Consider the following 20,954-nt stretch of genomic DNA (forward strand, 5'->3'; position numbering starts at 1 on the left):
TTCAGATTGGGCACTGTCCTGATGGCTCACTGAGGTTAGTGTGCATCAGCGTCAGCATACTGTTCGCGATTTCTCTCTCCCCCATTACCACCTGATCCGCACCGCGTTCGGTAATATAATCCACTTCATCGTCATAATGCGCCCGCGCAATAATTTCGATATTGGGCCTTTTGATCCGCGCAGCAGTGACAATTTCCCCGGCTTCATAGCCGTTAGGGATAGTCAGCAGCAGCCAGCGGGCACAGTCGAGACGGGCTAAATCCATGGTGTCAGCACGGGCCGCGTTGCCCAGCACCGCGCTGATCCCCTGTTCGCGCAGCGCTTCCACTCTGGGCCGGCTGTTCTCGACCACCACAATCGGAATGCCTTCTTCAATCAGCTTCCTGCCCAGCAGGCTGCCTACCCGGCCAAAGCCAACCACAATGGCATGATTACAGAGATCGACCGGGATCTGCGTCTCTTCCTCAGTGGCTTCTTCCAGAATCTGATTATCCAGGGGTTCTGACTTGTCGAGATAGCCCTGCAGCAACGCAAACAAAATCGGGTTGAGCATAATCGACAGGATCGCCCCCGCCAGCACCAGATTGCGTCCTTCACCGGAGAGCAGGTTAAGTGAGATGCCCAGTCCGGCGAGGATAAAGGCGAATTCACCAATCTGCGCCAGGCTGACCGAAATGGTCAGGGCAGTGCGAAGCGAGTGGCCAAACAGCCTGACCAGCAGCAGCGCTGCCAGAGATTTGCCCAGCACAATAATGGCCAGCACGCCCAGCACTGCCAGCGGTTGCGAGATCAGAATCATCGGATCGAACAGCATCCCAACCGAGACAAAGAACAACACGGCGAAGGCATCCCGCAGTGGGAGGGTGTCGTGAGCGGCACGGTGGCTGAGTTCAGACTCGTTCAGGACCATCCCGGCAAAGAATGCGCCCAGCGCAAAGGAAACATCAAAGAATTCGACCGCGCCAAAGGCAATCCCCAGCGCCAGCGCCAGAACGGAGAGCGTAAAAAGCTCGCGAGAGCCGGTTGCCGCACTGCGGGCAAGGATCCACGGCACCGCGCGGCGACCCACGACCATCATCAGCACCATAAAGGCCACCACCTTGCCGATGGTAATCAGCAGATCCAGCAGCACCATACTGATGCTGGCGTTGCCTTCTTCGAACATACCGGCAATGGCGGGCAGCAGCACCAGCGCCAGTACCATCACCAGATCTTCCACAATCAGCCAGCCGATGGCGATCTGCCCGCGCTGACTGTCAATTAACTGTCGCTCTTCCAACGCACGCAGCAGCACCACCGTACTGGCCGTTGAAAGACAGAGACCAAACACCAGGCCGGTTAACCACGGCCAGCCCATCGCCCAGGAGAGCGCCATACCCAACAGCGTTGCTACCGCTATCTGGGCAATGGCACCGGGGATAGCGATCGCCTTCACCGCCATTAAATCTTTCAGGGAGAAATGCAGCCCCACGCCAAACATCAGCAGGATAACGCCGAGTTCGGCAAGCTCAGGGGCAAGGTTAGTATCAGCCACAAAGCCCGGCGTAAAAGGGCCGGCCAGCACACCGGCTAACAGATAGCCGACAAGAGGAGAAATTCGCAGGCGGTTAGCCAGCATACCAAAGAGGAAGGCGAGAACCAGGCCTCCTACAATGGTGGTGATAAGCGGTGTGGTATGGTGCATGCCTCTCTCCTTATGTATACAAATGTGTCCGGTTGTAAGTTTTAAGTGTATGGCATATTTAATAAGTGCGCTTGATATATCTGGTTATAACAGCATTAAAAAGCAGGGAGTGAGGGAAAGTGATGTGTAAGCGTGATTTCCCGCAGTTATCAGGCCCCAGGCTTGATTCGTTGCAGGAAAGAAGCGGCGCAGATCGCAGAAATCCACGCCGTTAACGGTTATTTCGCCCGGTTGTCAGGCAGGAATATGGTCAGAATGCCCAGAAGTGGCAGGTAAGCACAGATTTGATAAACAGTATTTATGCTGCTGTGATCGGCAACCACGCCTAAAACGGCGGCCCCAAGCCCTCCCATCCCAAAGGCAAAGCCAAAGAACAGGCCCGATACCATCCCGATACGGCCCGGCATCAGTTCCTGGGCATACACCAGAATGGCAGAGAAAGCCGAGGCCAGGACGAAGCCAATAATCACCGAAAGGACGCCGGTCCACCACAGCGAGGCGTGGGGAAGCAGCAGGGTAAAAGGTGCCACACCCAGAATCGACACCCAGATGACCCGTTTGCGGCCAACTTTATCGCCAACCGGCCCGCCAATCACCGTGCCTGCCGCCACGGCAAACAGGAAGGCAAAGAGATGGAACTGCGCATTCTGCACCGAGAGGCCAAATTTCTGCATCAGATAGAAGGTGTAGTAACTGCTGAGGCTGGTGAGGTAAAAATATTTTGAGAAAATCAGCACCAGCAAAATGGAGATGGCAAACGCCACTTTACGGCGGGGAAGTAGGGTCACCTCTTTTGGCGCGGCGCTGTTTTTCGCCACCCGATGCTGGTTCTGATACCAGCGGCTGATTTGCAAAAGCACCACAATGGCCAGCAGTGCGGCCAGCGTAAACCAGGCGACATTGCCCCGTCCATAAGGCGCAATAATCAGCGCGGCCAGCAACGGCCCAAGCGAGCTGCCAAAATTGCCGCCCACCTGGAACAGCGACTGGGCCAGACCATGACGCCCGCCGGAGGCCATTCGCGCCACGCGGGAAGATTCCGGATGGAACACCGAAGAGCCGGTGCCCACTAAGGCTGCCGCCACCAGAATAGTGGGGAAGTTGGTGGCAACGGCCAGCAGGATCAGCCCGCCAAGCGTAAAGCCCATGCCGATCGGCAGTGACCAGGGCTGCGGATGTTTATCGGTATAGTAGCCAATCACCGGCTGAAGCAGGGAAGCGGTCACCTGAAACGTCAGGGTAATCAGGCCTACCTGCACAAAACTCAGGGTGAACTCGCTCTGCAACAGGGGATAGATGGCCAGAATCAGCGACTGGATCATATCGTTTAACAGATGAGCCACGCTGATGGCGCCAAGAATACCAAATGCCGTCCGCCTGGCGGGAACAGAGGGGGAAGAGAGAGTACGTTCGCTTGCCATTATAAAACCTGTATGTTCAGACATGATTAAAAAGCAGAGAGTCGTTTTTGCGAGTTCTGGCTGGTAATAAAGGGTCGTGATAAGCGATCATGATTACCGCCCCTGATTATCCTGCGGCATAATCGACAAATAGTCACAAAAAAATGACATAACCACTGATAGTTATGACAATGACTTTACGCTAAGCGGCGGTACCGGTTTATAACAAGGAGATTCGTTGTGCTTTTATTTAAGAAAAAGTTGTTGCCCGTTCTGGCCCTGGTATTACTGACTGCGCCGTTATTAGCGCAGGCCTATGAAAAAGACCGGGTATATAAATTCACTGTACTGCACACTAACGACCATCACGGCCACTTCTGGCCCAACGAGCATGACGAATACGGCCTGGCTGCGCAGAAAACGATGATGGACCAAATCCGCTTTGACGTGCAGGCGCATGGTGGCCAGGTGCTGATCCTTTCCGGGGGCGACATTAATACCGGCGTGCCCGAATCCGATCTGCAGGACGCCGAACCCGACTTCAGGGGCATGAATCTGGTGGGTTATGATGCAATGGCTATCGGAAATCATGAGTTTGATAACCCGCTTTCCGTCCTGCGTCAGCAGCAAAAGTGGGCCAAATTCCCGCTGCTCTCCGCCAATATTTATCAGAAAAGCACCGGCAAGCGCCTGTTCCAACCTTATGCGCTGTTTAACCGTGTCGGGCTCAAAATTGCGGTGATTGGCCTGACAACGGACGACACGGCAAAAATTGGCAATCCGGAATATTTCACCGACATGGAATTCCGCAAACCCGCTACCGAAGCTAAAGCGGTGGTGGAAGAGCTGCGTAAAAATGAAAAACCGGATGTGATCATTGCCGCCACGCATATGGGGCACTATGACAACGGCAATCATGGCTCCAACGCGCCTGGCGATGTGGAGATGGCACGGGAGCTGCCCGCAGGCTATCTGGATATGATTGTTGGCGGCCATTCGCAGGATCCGGTTTGCATGGCAAAAGAGAACGTCAAACAGGCGGACTATGTGCCCGGCACGCCGTGCCAGCCCGACAGGCAAAATGGTACCTGGATTGTGCAGGCGCATGAGTGGGGCAAATACATTGGCCGCGCTGATTTCTCTTTCCTGAACGGCAAACTCACCCTGGAACATTACGAACTGGTGCCGATCAACCTGCGCAAGAAAATCAAAAATGCTGACGGCAGCACCAGCTGGGTGAACTACACCCAGGAGATCGCCAAAAATCCGGCGATGATGAAGTTACTGACGCCTTTCCAGAAAAAAGGAGAAGCGCAGCTGGGAGTGAAAATCGGCAGCGTGAAGGGCGATCTTGAAGGCGACCGCAGTAAAGTTCGCTTTGTGCAGACTAACCTCTCCCGGGTAATCCTCGCCTCGCAGATGGAACGCACCAAAGCGGATTTTGCAGTGATGAGCGGCGGCGGCGTGAGGGATTCGATTGAGTCGGGCACCATTACTTATAAAGACGTGCTTAAGGTTCAGCCGTTTGGCAACACGCTGACCTATGTGGAGATGAAAGGCAGCGAGGTTGAAAAATACCTGGCGGTGGTAGCCAATAAGCAGGTGGATTCAGGAGCCTATGCGCAATTTGCCAATGTCAGCCTGATCGCAGACGGCACCGGTGTCAGTGAGGTCAAAATAAAGGGCGAACCTCTGCAGGCGGATAAAATCTACCGTATGGCCACGCTTAGCTTCAACGCCACAGGCGGCGATGGTTATCCGCCGGTCAATCAACTGCCCAGCTACGTGAATACCGGTTTTGTCGATGCGGAGGTGTTGAAGCAGTATATCCAGAGTCATTCACCGCTGGATGCCGCGGCGTTCGCTCCGAAAGGGGAAGTGGTTTATCAGAAAAAAACGCCTGAAGAGGCAAAAGCTGTTCCCGCAGAGGGGAAACCCGCCAGACCAAAAATCTGGCGAATGCCTAAAATAGAGACGGCAATGCGCTGACTCTGGCGGATACCAACCGGAGAGGGCGATGCGCTGGCTCTGGCGGAGACTATCCTGAGCCCGCGAAGCGGCAATAAAAAACGGCACGCCATTCAGGGTGCCGTTTTTTTTACGCCTGAAGCCGGTTAAGCCTGACACTGCCTGCGCTGGATCACCTTCTCGCGGAGAGTATCGTATATCCAGTTATAGGCCACCGTATAGGGCAGGAAGAACAGGAAGAAAGCGACTTCCAGTAAAAATGCCTGCCAGAGGCCGGTGCCCAGCATCCAGGCCGCAATCGGCAGGCCTATCAGGATAAATCCGCCCTCAAAACCCAGCGCATGAAGGATGCGCAGCGGTAACCCGCGTTTCACAGTGGGCGGGACCAGTCGATCAAAACCGGCGTTATAAAGGATATTCCAGCCCATCGCCACGGTGGAGAGCATCACGGCTAATGCACCCATCTGAAACAGTGGCTTCTCCATAATCCAGGCGGCGAGAGGGGAAACCAGCAGGATTGCCAGCACCTCAAATCCTGCGGCATGTAAAAAACGTTCTTTCAGTGTTCTGGTACGCATACAGGCTCCTTAATGATTGCGCACTATTTTCTCCGCTTTCTTTGCTAAGATAAAATGATTATCCATCTATAAAAGCGATACTTCATTGCGCTACTCGCCAGAATCCTTGCAGGCATTTGTGCAGACCGTAGAGAGTGGTTCTTTCTCAGCGGCAGCGCGGGCTTTGCGTAAAAGTCAGTCCACCATCAGTACCGCCGTGGCCAATCTTGAAACCGATCTGGGTTTTCAGCTGTTCAGCCGGGATGCCCGCACACCGGTACTTACGGAAAATGGGCGTCGGGCGCTGGCTCAGGTGCGGGAAATTTTGCAGGCCAGTTCACAACTGGATGAACTGGCCGTGCGGCTGGCTGGCGCGACGGAACCCTGCCTGAGCCTGGCGATTTCCGATTTCTGGCAGGCGGACTATCATGAGTCGCTGCTTAAACGTCTGGATGCGCGTTACCCGGAAATTGAATTTGAGTGCATGATTGCCGAAGATGCCGACGTCATCGACCTTTTGCAGGCGGGAAGGGCACATATCGGGGTGATCCGCGTACAAAGAGACTATCCGGAGGAGATCGCCACCGCACGCCTGCAGGTTGAAGCGCAGATGGCGATCTACATTCATCAGGATCATCCGCTGGCGCAGCAATCGACGGTAAGTGAAGCGGAACTGAAACACGTCCGTCAGCTTTGCCTGAATACCTGGACCGATAACGATCGCTATCAGGCGGGAAAAGGGATCTGGTCAGCGCCCTCTTATCTGCTGTTACTTGAGATGGCGGAGCAGGGATTTGGCTGGACAATTTTGCCACACTGGCTGGTGGAGCAATTTGGTCATCAGGTATTACGTCAGCTGCCGGTGAGCGGCTGGCCGCAAAAAATCTCTGTGGATGTGGCCTGGTCCCGCCGCTCGCCACCCGGGCCGGCAGGCCGCTGGATGATCGACCAGCTGCTGGCGCAGACAGCCGGTTAAGAGCTGCCTGAAGACCCGCGATGCATTCAGGCCACGATCGCAGTTCTGAGTCTTGATCGTGAAGTCACCGGAGTGCTGTTACTCCCGCCGGGCGATATCCGCAAACCGGGCGTTTAGCAACTGGGCCAAATCCTGAGGAGAAAGCTCTATTTCCAGCCCACGCTTACCGCCCGAGACAAAAATGGTCGGAAACTGCTGTGCCAGACTGTCCACCACGGTAGGCAGACGCTTCTTTTGCCCCAGTGGACTGATCCCGCCAAGCAGATAACCGGTGGTACGCTGAGCAATCTGCGGATCGGCCATCTCCACTTTTTTGGCACCCAGCGCCTTCGCCACGTTCTTGAGATCCAGCTGGCTTGCCACGGGCGTGACGGCAACAGCCAGCGACTTTTCGTCACCGTTTAGCGCCACCAGCAAGGTTTTATAAACCTTCTCCGCATCCTGATTTAGCTTACGTACGGCCTCGTCACCAAAATGGGTATCATTGCTGTCATGCTCATAGGCGTGCAGTTGAAAGCTGACCTTCTGTTTTTCCAGTAGTTTTACGGCTGGGGTCATTATTCTCTCCAGAGACTACAATCCGGTGGACCGTTTTATGTTCGAAAATAGTGGCTAAATTCCAGGCTTTAGGCGACAATCTGCTCCCCGCAAGCAACCTGATTGCTGCCGGATAACTAAAATCATAAAAAATACTACTTTGACGGGCCGATAGAGATATTGGCCTTTTTTTTATCTTTTTTCAGCAAGTCGGGCAGGTTGCCTTCGCCATACAGATGCAATGCTCCAACGGCCACCACGTAACGGCCTTTTGGCAGCGCCTGCAATGTGTGTGACCAGCGCTGATTTCTCTGAAGCATCAGCACATCATTTAAAGCGCTGTTAAAAGTGCTGGGCAGAGCGGTTTGCTTCTCTCCGGGCGGGCTTTCCAGCCACCAGCCAATCATAGTCTGCAACAGTCTGGCATTGGTGTGCCAGTGGATCAGCGTGTCCTGTAACAGCGTCAGGCCGTTATCCGGCAGCGCTTTTAACAGGGCCAGCTGGGTTTCCGGGCCTTCCAGCTCTATCACGGGTTTCTGCAGCGCCCTGGCCGCCTTAAGCAACTGAAAGTCGATGCCATAGTCTGCCCGCAGCCCCAGACGCTGAGCCTGCTGAGCCTGAAGCATCAGCGCAACCTGCCAGGCGGGGAGCGTATCTATGGCTTCCGGGCTGATGGCCACTTCCTCGCAGAGACGAGTAAGCTGAGTCATCTCCTCTGGCGTCAGACGTTCGGCCAATGGCAGACAGAGTTCACTTTCGCTGAACGGTGAGGTGTTGACGGTGATATCCGCCTCAACAATCAGCGCATCAGCCTTCTCAAGCTGGGCCTGAAGGGGGGCGGGCAGCGGCATCATCGTCGGCGTACCCATATGAATACTGCCTACCAGGTGCAGCTGACTTTGTCCCGCCGTCACATCCTGTGCCGGATAGGCGTAGCGTACTGGCATCACTTTCCGCCAAAGTGCTGCCACCCCCTGCATTAGTTTTCCCATACTTTCCGCCTTATCAGTTTGAAACCATGCTAACGGTTTAACTGCCTGAGTAACAGGGTGAAAAGGCGCATTCTGCCTTGCATCACTCCGCAGGTGGCTGGTAGCGGATCAGACGATTGGCATTACTGACTACGGTGATTGAGGATAATGCCATGGCAGCCCCGGCCACAACCGGACTGAGTAGCGTCCCCGTCAGTGGATAAAGAACACCCGCCGCGATGGGGATCCCAATAACGTTGTAAACAAAGGCTCCCAGCAGGTTCTGCTTCATATTGCGCAGCGTGGCTTTGGCGATTGCCAGGGCATCCACCACGGCATTCAGGTCGTGGCGCATCAGCGTAATGCCGGCGGTTTCAATCGCCACATCGCTGCCGGAGCCCATCGCAATGCCCACATCCGCCTGGGCCAGCGCAGGCGCATCGTTGATTCCGTCACCCACCATCGCCACGATGTTCCCCTGCTGTTGCAGTTCACGGATGGCAGTGGCTTTTCCTTCCGGCAGCACGCCAGCAATAACCTGATCCAGACCCGCTTCCTGAGCGATGGCCCTGGCGGTGATCTCATTATCTCCGGTCAGCATCACCAGCTGGTAGCCCTGGTTACGCAGGCGTTTCAGCGCTGAGACACTTTCGGCTCTTAATGGATCGCGAAGAGAAAACAGGGCGACAATTTTCCCTTCTGCCGCCAGTAACACGGGCGTGATGCCTTTTGCAGCCTGCCGGGTTATCTGTTCGCTGAGGTTTTCCGTAGCGATATTCTGCTGTGCCATCAGGGCGCTGTTACCCAGCCACAGTTCGCTACCCCCGACTTTACCGCTCACCCCCAGCCCCGACAGGGTACGGAATTGCTCACAGTCAGGCAGCTGCTGCTCACCGGCTTTTTCGAGTAAGGCGCGGGCCAGCGGATGTGAAGAACCCTGCTCCAGCGCCGCCGCCCAGGTCAGAACCTGATGCTCATCTGCCCCATTGCAGAGAGTGATATCCACCACGCGCGGGGTACCTTCGGTCAGGGTACCGGTTTTATCAAACACCAGGGTGGTGAGGGTGCTGGCACGCTGCAGTGCGTCCGCATCCCGCACCAGCACGCCAGCTTCTGCTGCACGGCCCACGCCTGAGATGATCGACATCGGCGTAGCCAGACCCAGTGCACAGGGACAGGCGATAATCAGCACCGTAGTGGCAATGACCAGCATATACACTCCGTGCGGAGCAGGGCCGAAGAAGTACCAGACAGCGGCACTCAGCAGGGCTACAGCGACCACGGCGGGCACAAAGACGGCTGAAATTCTGTCGGCCAGCTTGCCGATTTCCGGCTTGCTGCTCTGCGCCTGACGAACGCTGGAAATAATGCGGGAAAGGGTGGTGTTTTTCCCCACGGCGCCGGCAGTAAATAGCACGCTACCATCCTGAAGTACCGTACCGGCGTGGATCTCGTCACCCACCGTTTTCTGTTGTGGCATGGCTTCACCGGTCAGCATTGCTTCATCCAGCCAGGCTTCACCCTGAGTGAGTCTGCCATCCACCGGCACCCGATCGCCGGTGGTCAGACGCAGGGTCATACCGGGATGAACCTCACTCAGCGGCAGGACTTTCTCGCCCCCGTCTGTCACTACCCTGGCGGAGGGAGGAGTGAGATCCAGCAGTTTTTCCAGCGCTTTCGAGGAGCGCTGACGGGCACGCTGCTCCAGCATATGGCCCAGGTTGATCAGGCCGATAATCATCGCACTGGCTTCGTAATAAAGATGACGGGCCTCATGAGGGAAAGCCTCCGGCCAGAGAGTGACCGCCATCGAATAGAGCCAGGCGGCAGCCGTTCCCAGCGCCACCAGCGTATCCATGGTAGCCGTGCCTTTCATCAGGCTGCGTCCGGCACTGCGGTAGAAGTGGCCGCCAGCAACAATCATGACCAGCAAAGTCACCAGGCCGACGATCAGCCAGCCCGGCCGGTTGTTGTCGGTCAGCATCATATTGTCGCCAACCATGCCCCACAGCATCAGCGGGATCCCGAGCGTCAGGGCAAGAATTGCCTGCCAGCGAAAACGCCGCACGGCCTCACGAGCCGTTTGCTGCTGCTTTTCGCGGCGTTCGCCTTCATCTTCAATAATTTCCGCACCATATCCAGCTTGTTTCACGGCGGCGATCAGGGCATCGGGAGCGGCATCGCCCATCACCAAAGCGCTACGCTCTGCCAGATTGACGCGAGCCTGGCTGACACCACCCACTTTCTGCAATGCCGTCTGCACGCGGCTGACGCAGCTTGCGCAGCTCATGCCGTCAATCAGCAGGTGGAAGCTTTCCGCCTGCTGCGCCGGAAGCTGATGAGTTTCCGCTGTCAGCGCTTCCGGCTGGGATTCTGATTCTGTCAGCGGTTCAGCCTTTGGGTGTGCGTTATCCTCTGCCAGCGTGGCGTGATAACCAGCCTGTTCCACGGCGGCAATCAGTTCACTGGCTTCAGCGCTTCCGCTGACGGTGGCTTCAGTAAGGGAGACTTCTGCCTGTTCGACATCGGCACGCTGTTCCAGCGTCTCTCTGACTCTTTTTACGCAGTGTCCGCAGGACAGGCCGTCCAGCGTTAATCTTGTTGTCTGGGTCATGCTTTTCACTCCTTATTACCCGTTTCACCCGGAAGGGGTTTAACAGTAGTAGTAAAGGTTAAACCTTCCATCAAGGGGAAGGTCAAGGAATGATTCTCATGCCTGTTCCGTAACCTTTTATCGCCTGCTGTGACTGAGTGCCCGTCACCTTAAATTCTACCTTTGTCTGGAGAAGGAGCCGGATATCGACCTGCCCCTGTGGATTTAAGCGGCCAGGCTGGCATTTATAAGATTGATTTCTTCGATCCGGCGTTGGTTCATGTTGAGAAGGCTGTAGTCAAAAGATTCGATATTCTTTAATTTATGATCGTATGCCTGCTTAAGTGCTGATTCTGATTTTACCGTTAAAATAAACTGATTATACATACATCAACTCTCCATCACGGGGAAGGTCAGGAAGCAGAGATGAATATCAGCGATGTGGCTAAAAAAACCGGGCTGACCAGTAAAGCCATCCGGTTTTATGAAGAGAAAGGGCTGGTCACTGCGCCGTTACGCAGTGAGAACGGCTACCGCAGTTACACAGCCCGGCATATCGAAGAGCTGACGCTGCTGCGCCAATCCCGGCAGGTGGGGTTTACGCTGGAAGAGTGCCGCGAAATGGTGATGCTGTTTAACAATCCGCAGCGCCACAGCGCCGATGTTAAAGCCAGGACGCTGGATAAGGTGGCGGAAATAGAGTCGCACATCAGGGAACTGAATCAGATGCGCGATCGTCTTCTGGCACTGGCGGCAAGTTGCCCTGGCGATAACGGCGCTGACTGCCCGATCATCAACGATCTGGCTGGCTGTTGTCACACGACTAAATCCTCTGAGTAGGAGAGCAATCCTTTTCCGGTGTTCTGGCAGGAGGCACGTATCATGCCGGGAAACAGCGCCCAATAATGCGGGAAAATAATGGCGGATTTAACTCAGCCGCAGCAGATAAGGCGGCAGTTCGGGCACCGGTAACACTGAAAGCACCTTGAGTTTTTGCAGCGTGCGGATCCGCGAACGCTCCAGATGTTCCCGCAGCGCCATTGCAGCCAGATCCCAGTTTCCTTCCAGCAATCTCTCGTAGACCAGCCGGTGCTCACTGACGATCGCGTCGTCTATTGGGATCGCCAGCATCTCATAAAAAATGCGCATGACGATAAAGGGTGACTGGTTCTGTCGCAGGATCTCCATCATCGTCCGGTTGCCTGCAGGCTCCAGACAGTAGAGGTGAAGATCGTCTTCAATCTGCTCCAGTTCAGCCGGACCGATCCGTTTGCCACTCGCCTGATCCAGACGCTGAAGATTCGCCAGAATCTGTTGCCGCGGCAGATGAGGTGCGGCTTTACGTAAGGCCGTGGCCTCCAGGCTGGCCCGGATTTCATAGCGATCGCCGATCTCTCTGGCCGTCAGCGGGCCAGCCAGCCAGTGGGAATAGGGCTCTTTTTCGACCAGACCTTTGTCCCGCAGGCGCATCAGACTTTCGCGGATGCTGTTACGACTGACGTTACAGAACTCCGCGGCCTGGGCTTCATTCAGCTGATAATGACCAAATACCATGCAGGTTGAGAGGGCCTGTTGCAGACTGTGCAGCACCTTTTCGCCGGTGCTACGGGTATCCACCAGCTCACGCTCCTGATCCAACCCCAGCAGGCTGCGGCTCAGGGCAATCCGATGGGGCTCAACCTCTTCATTTGGCCCGGCCACAATAAAACCGCGCCCTTCAAAACGGGTGATCAGCCCCCGATCGTGCAGCAGGCTTAACGCTTTACGAACCGGCACGCGACTGGTGCCAAAAAGCTGTGCCAGTGGGCCTTCCAGCAATACCAGCCCATGCGGTACTTTGCGGGCAATGATGGCATCTTCCAGCACCTCGCGGATCGTTTCGTAGCGTGCCGGGGCTTTTGCCTCAACCTTTGTGCTGTCAGTGACCATCCTTCTATCCCACTTTCCCGCCGAAGAAGTGTCTATTATGTCACATTGCCCGGATGATAAAATTAACCAGGCTGGCTTTGCCGTCCACCTGTTGATGCTATTACACTGCCGTATCCGCTCGATACTGCGAACAGAAAGCCGTTTATAGGGATTAAAAATGAATCTTCTGATGAACTCCGCAGCCGTGGCGACAAACCAGATTACCCTGCGGGTGCTGGGCACCTCCGTGACCCTGCTGGAGCAGCTTCGCCTGCGGGCAGAGCAGGATCTGGGGATAAAAATAGAGTATCTGTTACGCAGTGTGGGAGACGCTCAGCGCATTGCGGTGATGCAGCCTGAAAGCTACGATCTCTACGACCAGTGGTTCCACAATATTGATTTTGTCTGGCCTGCAAGGGCTATCCAGCCGCTGGACATTGTCAGACTGCGCTACTGGGATGAGATCAACGCCCTGCCAAAACAGGGTACGCTGATCCCCGGAGGGAAACTGGGTGACGGTAGCGTGCCGGTCAACCGTCTCTATGTGCAGCATGATGGCAGTCTTGGGGGCCAGCCTACCGGTCAGATCAGCATGCTGCCGCTGACGCACAATGCGGACAGCTTTGCTTACCATCCAGACCGGTTACCAGCGGCATTAAAAGGGCAAGCTGAAAGCTGGGGCTGGTTGCTGCATCCGGCGTTTTCGGGGCAGGCCGCTCTGCAGGATGATGCGGCAATAGGCGCGCTGGATGCGGTGCTGGCTGTGCAGGGAGCAGGTCTGGGCGAGTTTGCCAATCCGGGCAATTTAACCCTTGAAGAGATCGACAATTTAACGACAGTGCTGGCACGCTTACGCCGTCAGGGGCACTTTGCGGCTTTCTGGTCGACGCAGGATGAAGCCTGCGAGCTGATTGAAAATCAACAGGTCGGGGTGCAGAGTTTGTGGGCGCCTGCCTATTTCCGTCATCATTTCCGCCAGAGAGGTTATAAGATGGCAACCCCGCTGGAAGGCTACCGCGCCTGGTACGGCGGCCTGTCACTCTCCCGATGCGCCACCGGAAAAATCAAAGATGCTGCTTATGCCTATCTCAACTGGTGGCAGTCGGGCTGGGCTGGTGCAATTATGGCCCGTCAGGGTTATTACATCTCCAATCCTGAGCGTACGCGTGCGCATCTTTACCCGGCAGAGTGGGATTTCTGGTACGGCGGTAAAGCCGCCAGTGAAATTTTGCCTGATGCGGCAGGAAATCCGTTGATCGCCAAAGGTGAGGTCCGCGATGGCGGCAGTTACGAACAACGGATGAGTCATATTGGTGTCTGGAACTCGGTGATGGATGAGCATAACTACCTGGTCAGACGCTGGCAGGACGCCCTGCGCGCCTGATGACTTTCAGCGTTACCCCTTCCACGGCTACCACCGTGACCGGGGTGCCTGCCGGAAAATCTTCGGCGGCCTGTACGCGCCAGCCGCTGTCACCAATTCGCACATGGCCGAAACCATCGACCAGGGGTTCATCCAGCGTCAGTTCCCGTCCAATCAGCTGGATACCTCGCTGATTGAGCGAAGAGGTGGGTTGCGTACGCTCCCGTGCTTTCAGCCAGCGATACCATCCCAGGGCGGAAAGCACGGTCAGCAGCGCAAAGCTGATCCCCTGCCACTCCCAGGGTAACGGCACCAGCCACACCAGCAGACTGACCAGCAAAGCTGCGATGCCGCTCCACAGCAGATAGCCGCTGGCGCCAAGCATTTCGGCAGCCAGCAGAATACCGCCCAGCGAGAGCCAGAGCCACCAGGGTTTGAAGATCAGTTCGGCTAACATTATGCACCCCGGCCTTTTTTGGACTCCCCAAGCAGCTCGGCTATCCCGGCAACAGACCCCATCAGACTGCTGGCTTCCAGCGGAACCATCACGATTTTGCTGCTGTTTGAGGTACCAATTTTCTGCAGGGCGTCGGTGTATTTTTGGGCAACAAAGTAGTTAATGGCCTGAATGTCGCCAGCGGCGATCGCTTCAGATACCATCCGGGTGGCACGGGCTTCAGCTTCCGCGCTACGTTCGCGCGCTTCGGCCTGCAAAAAGGCTGACTGACGTTCTCCCTCTGCCTTGAGGATCTGCGACTGTTTGTCCCCCTCAGCACGCAGAATAGCAGCCTGGCGAACCCCTTCAGCTTCAAGAATATCGGCGCGCTTGGTGCGCTCGGCTTTCATCTGTGCATTCATTGAAGCGATCAGTTCCGCTGGCGGGCGCACGTCGCGGATTTCAATACGGGTAATTTTGACGCCCCAGGGGTTGGTGGCTTCATCCACAATCCGCAGCAGGCGGGTGTTGATGTTATCGCGCTGGGAAAGCATCTCATCCAGCTCCATTGAACCCAGTACGGTACGCATGTTGGTCATCGTCAGGTTGATGATGGCCAGATGAAGGTTGCTGACCTCATAGGCGGCACGCGGGGCGTCCACCACCTGCGTAAAACAGACGGCATCAATGGTGACGCTGGCATTGTCTTTAGAGATGATTTCCTGCGAGGGAATATCCAGCACCTGTTCCATCATGTTGATCTTACGACCAACACGATCCATAAAAGGCACCAGAAGATTGAGGCCGGGTTGCAGCGTTTTGGTATAGCGGCCAAACCGCTCCACCGTCCACTGATAGCCCTGAGGAACGATTTTAATGCCTGCCCAGACAACGATCAGGGCCAGAACAATAATAACGGGAATAACAGTAAGCATATAACCTCCGGATTGTTGTTACAGGGCCGACTCATTCGGCCCACTCCCGTTATCGCTCAGCCGCCCTCACAGCGGGCCGGCAATCAGGGGAAAATCAGTAAAGCAGGGAATAAAGCTGACGACGGTATTTTGCCGCCAGCGCATCACCTGTTCCCAGCGCGGCCAGGATCTCCTGCAGCATTTTACGCGCCTGGCCGTCGGCGGCAGCTAAATCTTTCTTCAAATGACCAAAAAGCAGTTCTAGCGCTTCCTCATTACGGCCTACCTGATGCAGTTGAAGCGCCAGCTTGGTCGCCAGTTCTGCATTTTCCGGATCGGCTTCAATCTGCTGCTGCAGATGCTGGATCTCCGGGGTGTCTGCAGCCTGCTTAAGCAGATCGATCTGCGCCCTCAGGCCCTGGTAACGGGTATCTTTGTCCTGCAACGGCACCACATCCAGCACGGCTTCTGCCTCGTCGCTGCGATTCAGCGCAATCAGTGCTTCAGCCAGCAGGAAGCCCATTTCGCTGTTCTGATTGCTTAACTGCCACGCCTCTTTCAGCAGGGGAAGGGCCTCCAGCACTTTGCCTTCTTCCATCAACTGCATACCTTCCTGCGCTTTCAGCTCTTCCTGCTTCGGCAGCACTTTTTCAAGCAGGGTGCGGATCGCCTCTTCCGGCTGGGGGCCCTGGAAGCCATCTACCGGTTGACCGTTCTGGAACAGGTAAACGGTAGGAATTGAGCGCAGCCCAAACTGCTGGGCAACCGCAGGCTCGGCATCGCAATCTAACTCAGCCAGAATAAACTGTCCGGCATATTCCTGAGCCAGACGCTCCAGAACCGGCGTCAGCTCCTGGCAGTGCTGGCTGCGGGCAGACCAGAAGTAGAACAGCACCGGCACCTGCATTGACTGCTCAAGCGTCTGTTGCAGGTTGGTTTCGTTGATCGTAACAATTGCAGCTTGTGGTGACATGAATTCGTCTCTTATCCAGGGTTTATTACTTTATTGGGGCGCAGGGCGGGGCTTCAAGGCTTATCCGCGCTTTCCGCTTATTTCCCGCGCAAAATGCGATCCAGCATCCAGCCCGGCAGTAAACGCCGTAACAGCGTCATCGCATGGGCGACCAGCGTCACCGGATATCGCAGGCGTGGATGATTGCTCTCAAAAGCATGGCGCAGTTTGGGCAAAATTGCCTCGGGAGGGAGCGTGAAGCGGGCCGCAATCCCGGGATTTTTTACCGGCTTATCCTCTTGCGCCTGACGGACATTATCGGTGAAGCGGGTTTTTATCGGGCCAGGTTCAATCAGGCTGACCCGGATGCCGCTGCCGTGTAACTCCATTCGCAGCGCATCTGACCAGGCTTCAAGTGCATACTTACTGGCCGCGTAGGCACCCCGGCCAGGGGTGGAAATCAGCCCCATTACGGAGCTGGTATTCACAATTCGCGCCGATCCACTGGCGCGCAGTGCCGGAAGCAGAAGGGTGGTGAGCTGGTGAGTGCCAAAGAGATTGGTGGCGAACTGCTGCTCCATCTGCTGGCGCGTAATCGACTCCAGCGGGCCATAAACGCCATAGCCACCATTGTTAAACAGACCAAAGATACGGTTGTCGCTCAGGATAAGTATTTCAGCGGCGGCACGCTCCACGCTCTGGCTGTCGTTGAGATCCAGTTCAATCCCCGTAAACCCAAGATCGTTCATCCGCTGCACATCTTCCGGCTTACGACAGGCGGCAAAAATCCGGTAGCCACGGCGCAATAAATCGTTGGCGGCCACCAGACCAATACCGCTGGAACAGCCGGTTATTACTATGATTTTTTGCATAACTTTACCTGTTAACCGTCTGCAAACCCTGTTACTCATGCTTAACTAGTGGAGCCAGCTCTTTGGCCATCAACCCGGCAATAAACGGCTGGGCATCAGGATTAGGATGGATGCCATCCTGCTGCATCCATTCAGGCTTCAGATAGACCTGCTCCATGAAAAAGGGCACCAGCGGGATGGAAAATTCTTTTGCCAGCTTCGGGTAAATTTCACTAAAAGATTCGGTATAGCGGCGGCCATAGTTGGCCGGCAGACGGATTTGCATCAGTAACGGCTGCGCATCGGCAGCTTTAACCTGAGCAATAATTTTACTGAGATCCTGCTCGATATTCTTCGGCGGGAAGCCCCGTAAACCGTCATTGCCTCCCAGCTCGATCAGTACCCAGCGAGGCTGATGCTGTTTCAGCAACGAGGGCAGGCGCGCCAGCCCCTGCGTGGCAGTGTCGCCGCTTATGCTACCGTTAACAATGGCAGGCGTTTTCTGCCACTTATCATTGAGTAACGCAGGCCACGCGGTGGTTGCAGACATCTGGTAACCGGCACTTAAGCTGTCGCCGAGCACCAGCAGGGTGTCGGCCGCCGTCGCGCGGAGCGTCATCAGGGCCAATAATAACAGGAACGGGTAATGCCAGCGGAAAACATTCTTGAAGTTCATCGTCTTAGTAAGTCCGTCGGTCAGGGTGAGCATCAGCTTTCCATCCTTACCGGAGTTGAGCTGGTTGTCAAACCGGCTGAAACCATTGCGCTGATTGGTGAGTCCGGTTCCGGCAAATCCACTCTGCTGGGTATTCTGGCCGGGCTGGATGATGGTTCTGAAGGCGAGGTCTTTCTGTTGGGCTCGCCGCTGCACTCGATGGATGAAGAGCAACGAGCCGGACTAAGAGCAAAGAGCGTTGGCTTCGTTTTCCAGTCATTTATGCTGGTGCCAACGCTGAATGCGCTTGAGAACGTGCAACTGCCAGCGTTGCTGAGGGGGAGAGCGATCGCCACAGTCGGGAACAGGCTCAGGCCCTGCTGGCGCAGCTTGGCCTGGCCGAACGTCTGACGCATCTGCCTTCTCAGCTTTCGGGCGGCGAGCAGCAGCGTGTGGCGCTGGCGAGAGCCTTCAATGGCCGTCCGGCACTGCTGTTTGCTGATGAACCCACGGGCAACCTTGACCGCAAAACGGGCGACCGCATTGCCGATCTGCTGTTCTCCCTCAACCGTGATTTTGCCACCACGCTGATCCTTGTGACCCACGATGAGCAACTGGCCGCACGCTGTGACCGGCGGCTGCGCGTGCGTGACGGCAAGCTGTGGGAGGAAGCATGATCTGGCGCTGGTTCTGGCGTGAGTGGAAATCGCCTTCGCTGCTGATTGTCTGGCTGGCTTTGACGCTGGCCGTGGCCTGCGTTCTGGCACTGGGCTCGCTCAGCGACAGGATGGAAAAGGGATTAACCCAGCAAAGCCGCGATTTTATGGCGGGCGACCGCACGCTGCAAAGCTCGCGCGAAGTGCCGCAGGCGTGGCTGGATGAGGCAAGAAAACAGGGATTACAGGTTGGGCGTCAGCTCACTTTTATGACCATGACTTTTGCTTCTGATACGCCGCAGCTCGCCTCCGTCAAAGCGGTGGACGATCTCTATCCGATGTTTGGCAAGCTGGCTACGGAGCCTGCGGGATTGAAACCGGCTGCCGGTACCGTACTGGCTGCGCCGCGTTTGCTGGCCCTGCTTAACCTGAAAGCAGGCGGAAATCTGGATGTGGGTGATACCACGCTGCGCATTGCAGGCGAGGTGGTACAAGAGCCGGACGCGGGCTTCAATCCTTTCCAGACGGCTCCCAGACTGTTAATGAATCTGGCCGACCTTGGTAAAACCGGGGCCATCCAGCCAGGAAGTCGCGTGACCTGGCGCTATAAATTCGCCGGTACGCCGCAGCAATTAAGTCAGTATGACCGTTTTATCGAGGCCAATATCAAACCCGAGCAGCGCTGGATAAGCGTGGAAAATTCAGAAGATGCGCTGGGGAAATCCATGCAGCGGGCGCAACAGTTCCTGCTGCTTTCGGCTCTGCTGACGCTGATGCTGGCCATAGCGGCGGTTGCCGTAGCGATGAATCACTACTGCCGCAGTCGTTATGATCTGGTCGCGGTGTTGAAAACCCTGGGGGCTAACCGGGCAGCGCTGAGAAAACTGATTGTCGGGCAGTGGCTGGCTGTGCTGCTACTGGCGGCGGTGTGCGGCGGAGCAATTGGCATGGGCTTTGAAGTAATTTTACTTCAGATGCTCAAGCCGGTTCTGCCCGGCGAATTGCCTCCGGCCAGCGGCTGGCCGTGGCTGTGGGCGATTGGCTCACTCTTTATCATCTCGCTGCTGGTGGGCATGCGTCCCTATCGCTTACTGCTGGCTACTCAGCCTTTGCGTGTATTGCGGCGGGATGCTGTCGCCAACGTCTGGCCGCTGAAATTCTACCTTCCGGCGATGGCTCTGGTGGTCATTGCGCTGCTGGCCGCGCTGGTCGGTGGCAGCAAACTGCTCTGGGCACTGGTGGGCGGTATTGTCCTGTTGTCGGCGCTGTTAGGTGCAATTGGCTGGGGCGGTCTGATACTGCTTCGCCGGTTTAGCGTGCGCAATCTGGCGTTCCGGCTGGCCATTAATCGCCTGTTAAGGCAGCCCTGGACCACGCTCAGCCAGCTGGCGGCCTTCTCTCTGTCATTTATGCTGCTGGCATTGCTTCTGGTGATGCGCGGCGATCTGCTGGATCGCTGGCAGCAGCAGCTCCCCCTGGCAGCCCAAACTATTTCCTGCTCAATATGACCCAGGAGCAGGTTCCACAGGTAAAAACCTTTCTTGAGCAGCATAAGGTGGTGCCACAGACCTTCTATCCGATCGCCAGAGTCAGGCTCACCGGCATCAATCATCAACCTGCCGATCCGGCGCTGGATGGTTCCCTGAACCGCGAACTGAATCTGACCTGGCAGGAGCAGTTGCCGGATCACAACCCTCTGACGGCTGGAAGCTGGCCGCCGAAGCAGGGGGAAGTGTCGATGGAAGAGGAGCTGGCAGGCCGGCTTAAGGTGAAACTGGGCGACACCCTGACGTTCACCGGGGATACCCAGGATTTCACCGCCAAAATTACCAGCCTGCGTAAAGTCGACTGGGAGAGCCTGAAGCCGAATTTCTTCTTTATCTTCCCGCGTGGCGCGCTGGTAGATCAGCCACAAACCTGGCTTACCAGCTTCAGGCTGGAGGGCAACAATCCGCTGCTGGCACAGCTTAACCGACAGTTCCCGACGTTGAGCCTGCTGGATATCGGCAGCATTCTGCGTCAGATTGGGCAGGTGCTGGCGCAGGTGAGCCAGGCGCTGGAAATCATGGTGATCCTGGTGACCGCCTGTGGTGTGCTGCTGCTGCTGGCGCAAATCCAGGTTGGCATGCGTCAGCGCAGGCAGGAGCTGGTGGTTTACCGCACGCTGGGAGCGAGTAAAAAACTGCTGCGTGGAACCCTGTGGTGTGAGTTTGCATTACTGGGCGCCGTTTCAGGTATTGCCGCGGCCATCGGGGCAGAAGCCGCGTTATGGGGCCTGCAACGTAAAGTCTTCGACTTCCCCTGGGAGCCGGACTACCTGCTATGGATTATTCTGCCCTTAACCGGTGCCGTTTTGCTTTCCCTGTGTGGCGGCTGGCTTGGGGTTCGTTTATTAAAAGGTAAAGCCCTTTTCCGGGGCTACAACGCCGCATAAACAGAGGCCGGTAGCTGCCGGCCTGCTATTTTCATCATGATTAATGACACTACTACAGCATAACCTCCGTGCAGTCGGGTGCACTGCCGCACCGGATAG

General features: G+C 56.1%; 16 protein-coding genes and 2 pseudogenes. 6 read left to right on the plus strand and 12 right to left on the minus strand.

What is annotated here, in order from left to right:
* Position 1: 1 nt before the first annotated feature.
* Positions 2-1,684, minus strand: a complete 1,683-nt coding sequence (ybaL, locus tag VRC33_RS05660; RefSeq protein ID WP_338561734.1) for a YbaL family putative K(+) efflux transporter — start codon at positions 1,682-1,684, stop codon at positions 2-4.
* A 218-nt stretch (positions 1,685-1,902) separates the two neighbouring features.
* Positions 1,903-3,105 (minus strand): MFS transporter, encoded by a 1,203-nt coding sequence (locus VRC33_RS05665; RefSeq protein ID WP_338561736.1) that lies wholly within the window; start codon positions 3,103-3,105, stop codon positions 1,903-1,905.
* A gap of 219 nt (positions 3,106-3,324) precedes the next feature.
* Here VRC33_RS05665 and ushA point away from each other — a divergent pair, with 219 nt between their 5' ends.
* Positions 3,325-5,073 carry a bifunctional UDP-sugar hydrolase/5'-nucleotidase UshA gene (gene ushA, locus VRC33_RS05670; protein ID WP_338561738.1) on the plus strand — a complete coding sequence of 583 codons (1,749 nt, stop codon included), beginning with the start codon at positions 3,325-3,327 and terminating at the stop codon, positions 5,071-5,073.
* Between the two features lie 125 nt (positions 5,074-5,198).
* Here the strand turns inward: ushA and VRC33_RS05675 are convergent, their stop codons facing one another.
* Entirely contained in the window at positions 5,199-5,630 is a 432-nt protein-coding gene (locus tag VRC33_RS05675; protein WP_338561740.1) for a multidrug/biocide efflux PACE transporter, read from the minus strand.
* Between the two features lie 85 nt (positions 5,631-5,715).
* Between VRC33_RS05675 and VRC33_RS05680 the strand changes: the two genes are divergently transcribed.
* Entirely contained in the window at positions 5,716-6,585 is an 870-nt protein-coding gene (locus tag VRC33_RS05680; RefSeq protein WP_338561742.1) for a LysR family transcriptional regulator, read from the plus strand.
* A gap of 78 nt (positions 6,586-6,663) precedes the next feature.
* On the opposite strand, the gene ybaK is transcribed toward VRC33_RS05680, so the two are convergent.
* From ybaK to copA, 3 genes are all read right to left on the minus strand, one after another.
* Complete coding sequence (ybaK, locus tag VRC33_RS05685) at positions 6,664-7,143, minus strand: Cys-tRNA(Pro)/Cys-tRNA(Cys) deacylase YbaK (RefSeq protein WP_338561744.1); 480 nt, start codon at positions 7,141-7,143, stop codon at positions 6,664-6,666.
* A gap of 134 nt (positions 7,144-7,277) precedes the next feature.
* A complete protein-coding gene (locus VRC33_RS05690) occupies positions 7,278-8,114 on the minus strand; it encodes a TraB/GumN family protein (protein WP_338561746.1) in 837 nt (278 codons plus the stop codon).
* Positions 8,115-8,196: 82 nt separating this feature from the next.
* On the minus strand, positions 8,197-10,707 hold the full coding sequence (copA, locus tag VRC33_RS05695; protein WP_338561748.1) for a copper-exporting P-type ATPase CopA: 2,511 nt from the start codon (positions 10,705-10,707) through the stop codon (positions 8,197-8,199).
* A gap of 405 nt (positions 10,708-11,112) precedes the next feature.
* Between copA and cueR the strand changes: the two genes are divergently transcribed.
* Positions 11,113-11,526 carry a Cu(I)-responsive transcriptional regulator gene (cueR, locus tag VRC33_RS05700; RefSeq protein WP_338561750.1) on the plus strand — a complete coding sequence of 138 codons (414 nt, stop codon included), beginning with the start codon at positions 11,113-11,115 and terminating at the stop codon, positions 11,524-11,526.
* 87 nt (positions 11,527-11,613) lie between these two features.
* Here the strand turns inward: cueR and VRC33_RS05705 are convergent, their stop codons facing one another.
* A complete protein-coding gene (locus VRC33_RS05705) occupies positions 11,614-12,615 on the minus strand; it encodes a GntR family transcriptional regulator (protein WP_338561752.1) in 1,002 nt (333 codons plus the stop codon).
* A 169-nt stretch (positions 12,616-12,784) separates the two neighbouring features.
* Here VRC33_RS05705 and VRC33_RS05710 point away from each other — a divergent pair, with 169 nt between their 5' ends.
* On the plus strand, positions 12,785-13,978 hold the full coding sequence (locus VRC33_RS05710) for a signal peptide prediction (RefSeq protein ID WP_338564088.1): 1,194 nt from the start codon (positions 12,785-12,787) through the stop codon (positions 13,976-13,978).
* On the opposite strand, the gene VRC33_RS05715 is transcribed toward VRC33_RS05710, so the two are convergent.
* The 5 genes from VRC33_RS05715 to tesA form a co-directional block, all read right to left on the minus strand.
* Positions 13,947-14,414 carry an NfeD family protein gene (locus tag VRC33_RS05715; RefSeq protein ID WP_338561754.1) on the minus strand — a complete coding sequence of 156 codons (468 nt, stop codon included), beginning with the start codon at positions 14,412-14,414 and terminating at the stop codon, positions 13,947-13,949. The genes VRC33_RS05710 and VRC33_RS05715 overlap by 32 nt on opposite strands.
* Positions 14,414-15,328 (minus strand): SPFH domain-containing protein, encoded by a 915-nt coding sequence (locus VRC33_RS05720; protein ID WP_338561756.1) that lies wholly within the window; start codon positions 15,326-15,328, stop codon positions 14,414-14,416. The genes VRC33_RS05715 and VRC33_RS05720 overlap by 1 nt, the downstream gene beginning before the upstream one ends.
* Before the next feature lie 94 nt (positions 15,329-15,422).
* A complete protein-coding gene (locus tag VRC33_RS05725) occupies positions 15,423-16,280 on the minus strand; it encodes a co-chaperone YbbN (protein ID WP_338561759.1) in 858 nt (285 codons plus the stop codon).
* 77 nt (positions 16,281-16,357) lie between these two features.
* A complete protein-coding gene (locus tag VRC33_RS05730; RefSeq protein WP_338561761.1) occupies positions 16,358-17,131 on the minus strand; it encodes an SDR family oxidoreductase in 774 nt (257 codons plus the stop codon).
* 31 nt (positions 17,132-17,162) lie between these two features.
* Entirely contained in the window at positions 17,163-17,786 is a 624-nt protein-coding gene (tesA, locus tag VRC33_RS05735) for a multifunctional acyl-CoA thioesterase I/protease I/lysophospholipase L1 (protein WP_338561763.1), read from the minus strand.
* Between tesA and ybbA the strand changes: the two are divergent.
* Both ybbA and ybbP read left to right on the plus strand, forming a co-directional pair.
* Positions 17,757-18,442 (plus strand): annotated as a pseudogene (ybbA, locus tag VRC33_RS05740) (putative ABC transporter ATP-binding protein YbbA). The gene tesA and the pseudogene ybbA sit on opposite strands and share 30 nt — an antisense overlap.
* Positions 18,439-20,855: pseudogene (ybbP, locus tag VRC33_RS05745) on the plus strand (putative ABC transporter permease subunit YbbP). The pseudogenes ybbA and ybbP overlap by 4 nt, the downstream one beginning before the upstream one ends.
* Positions 20,856-20,954 lie beyond the last annotated feature (99 nt).

Source organism: Erwinia sp. E_sp_B01_1 (assembly GCF_036865545.1).
In the GTDB taxonomy this organism is placed as follows: domain Bacteria; phylum Pseudomonadota; class Gammaproteobacteria; order Enterobacterales; family Enterobacteriaceae; genus Erwinia.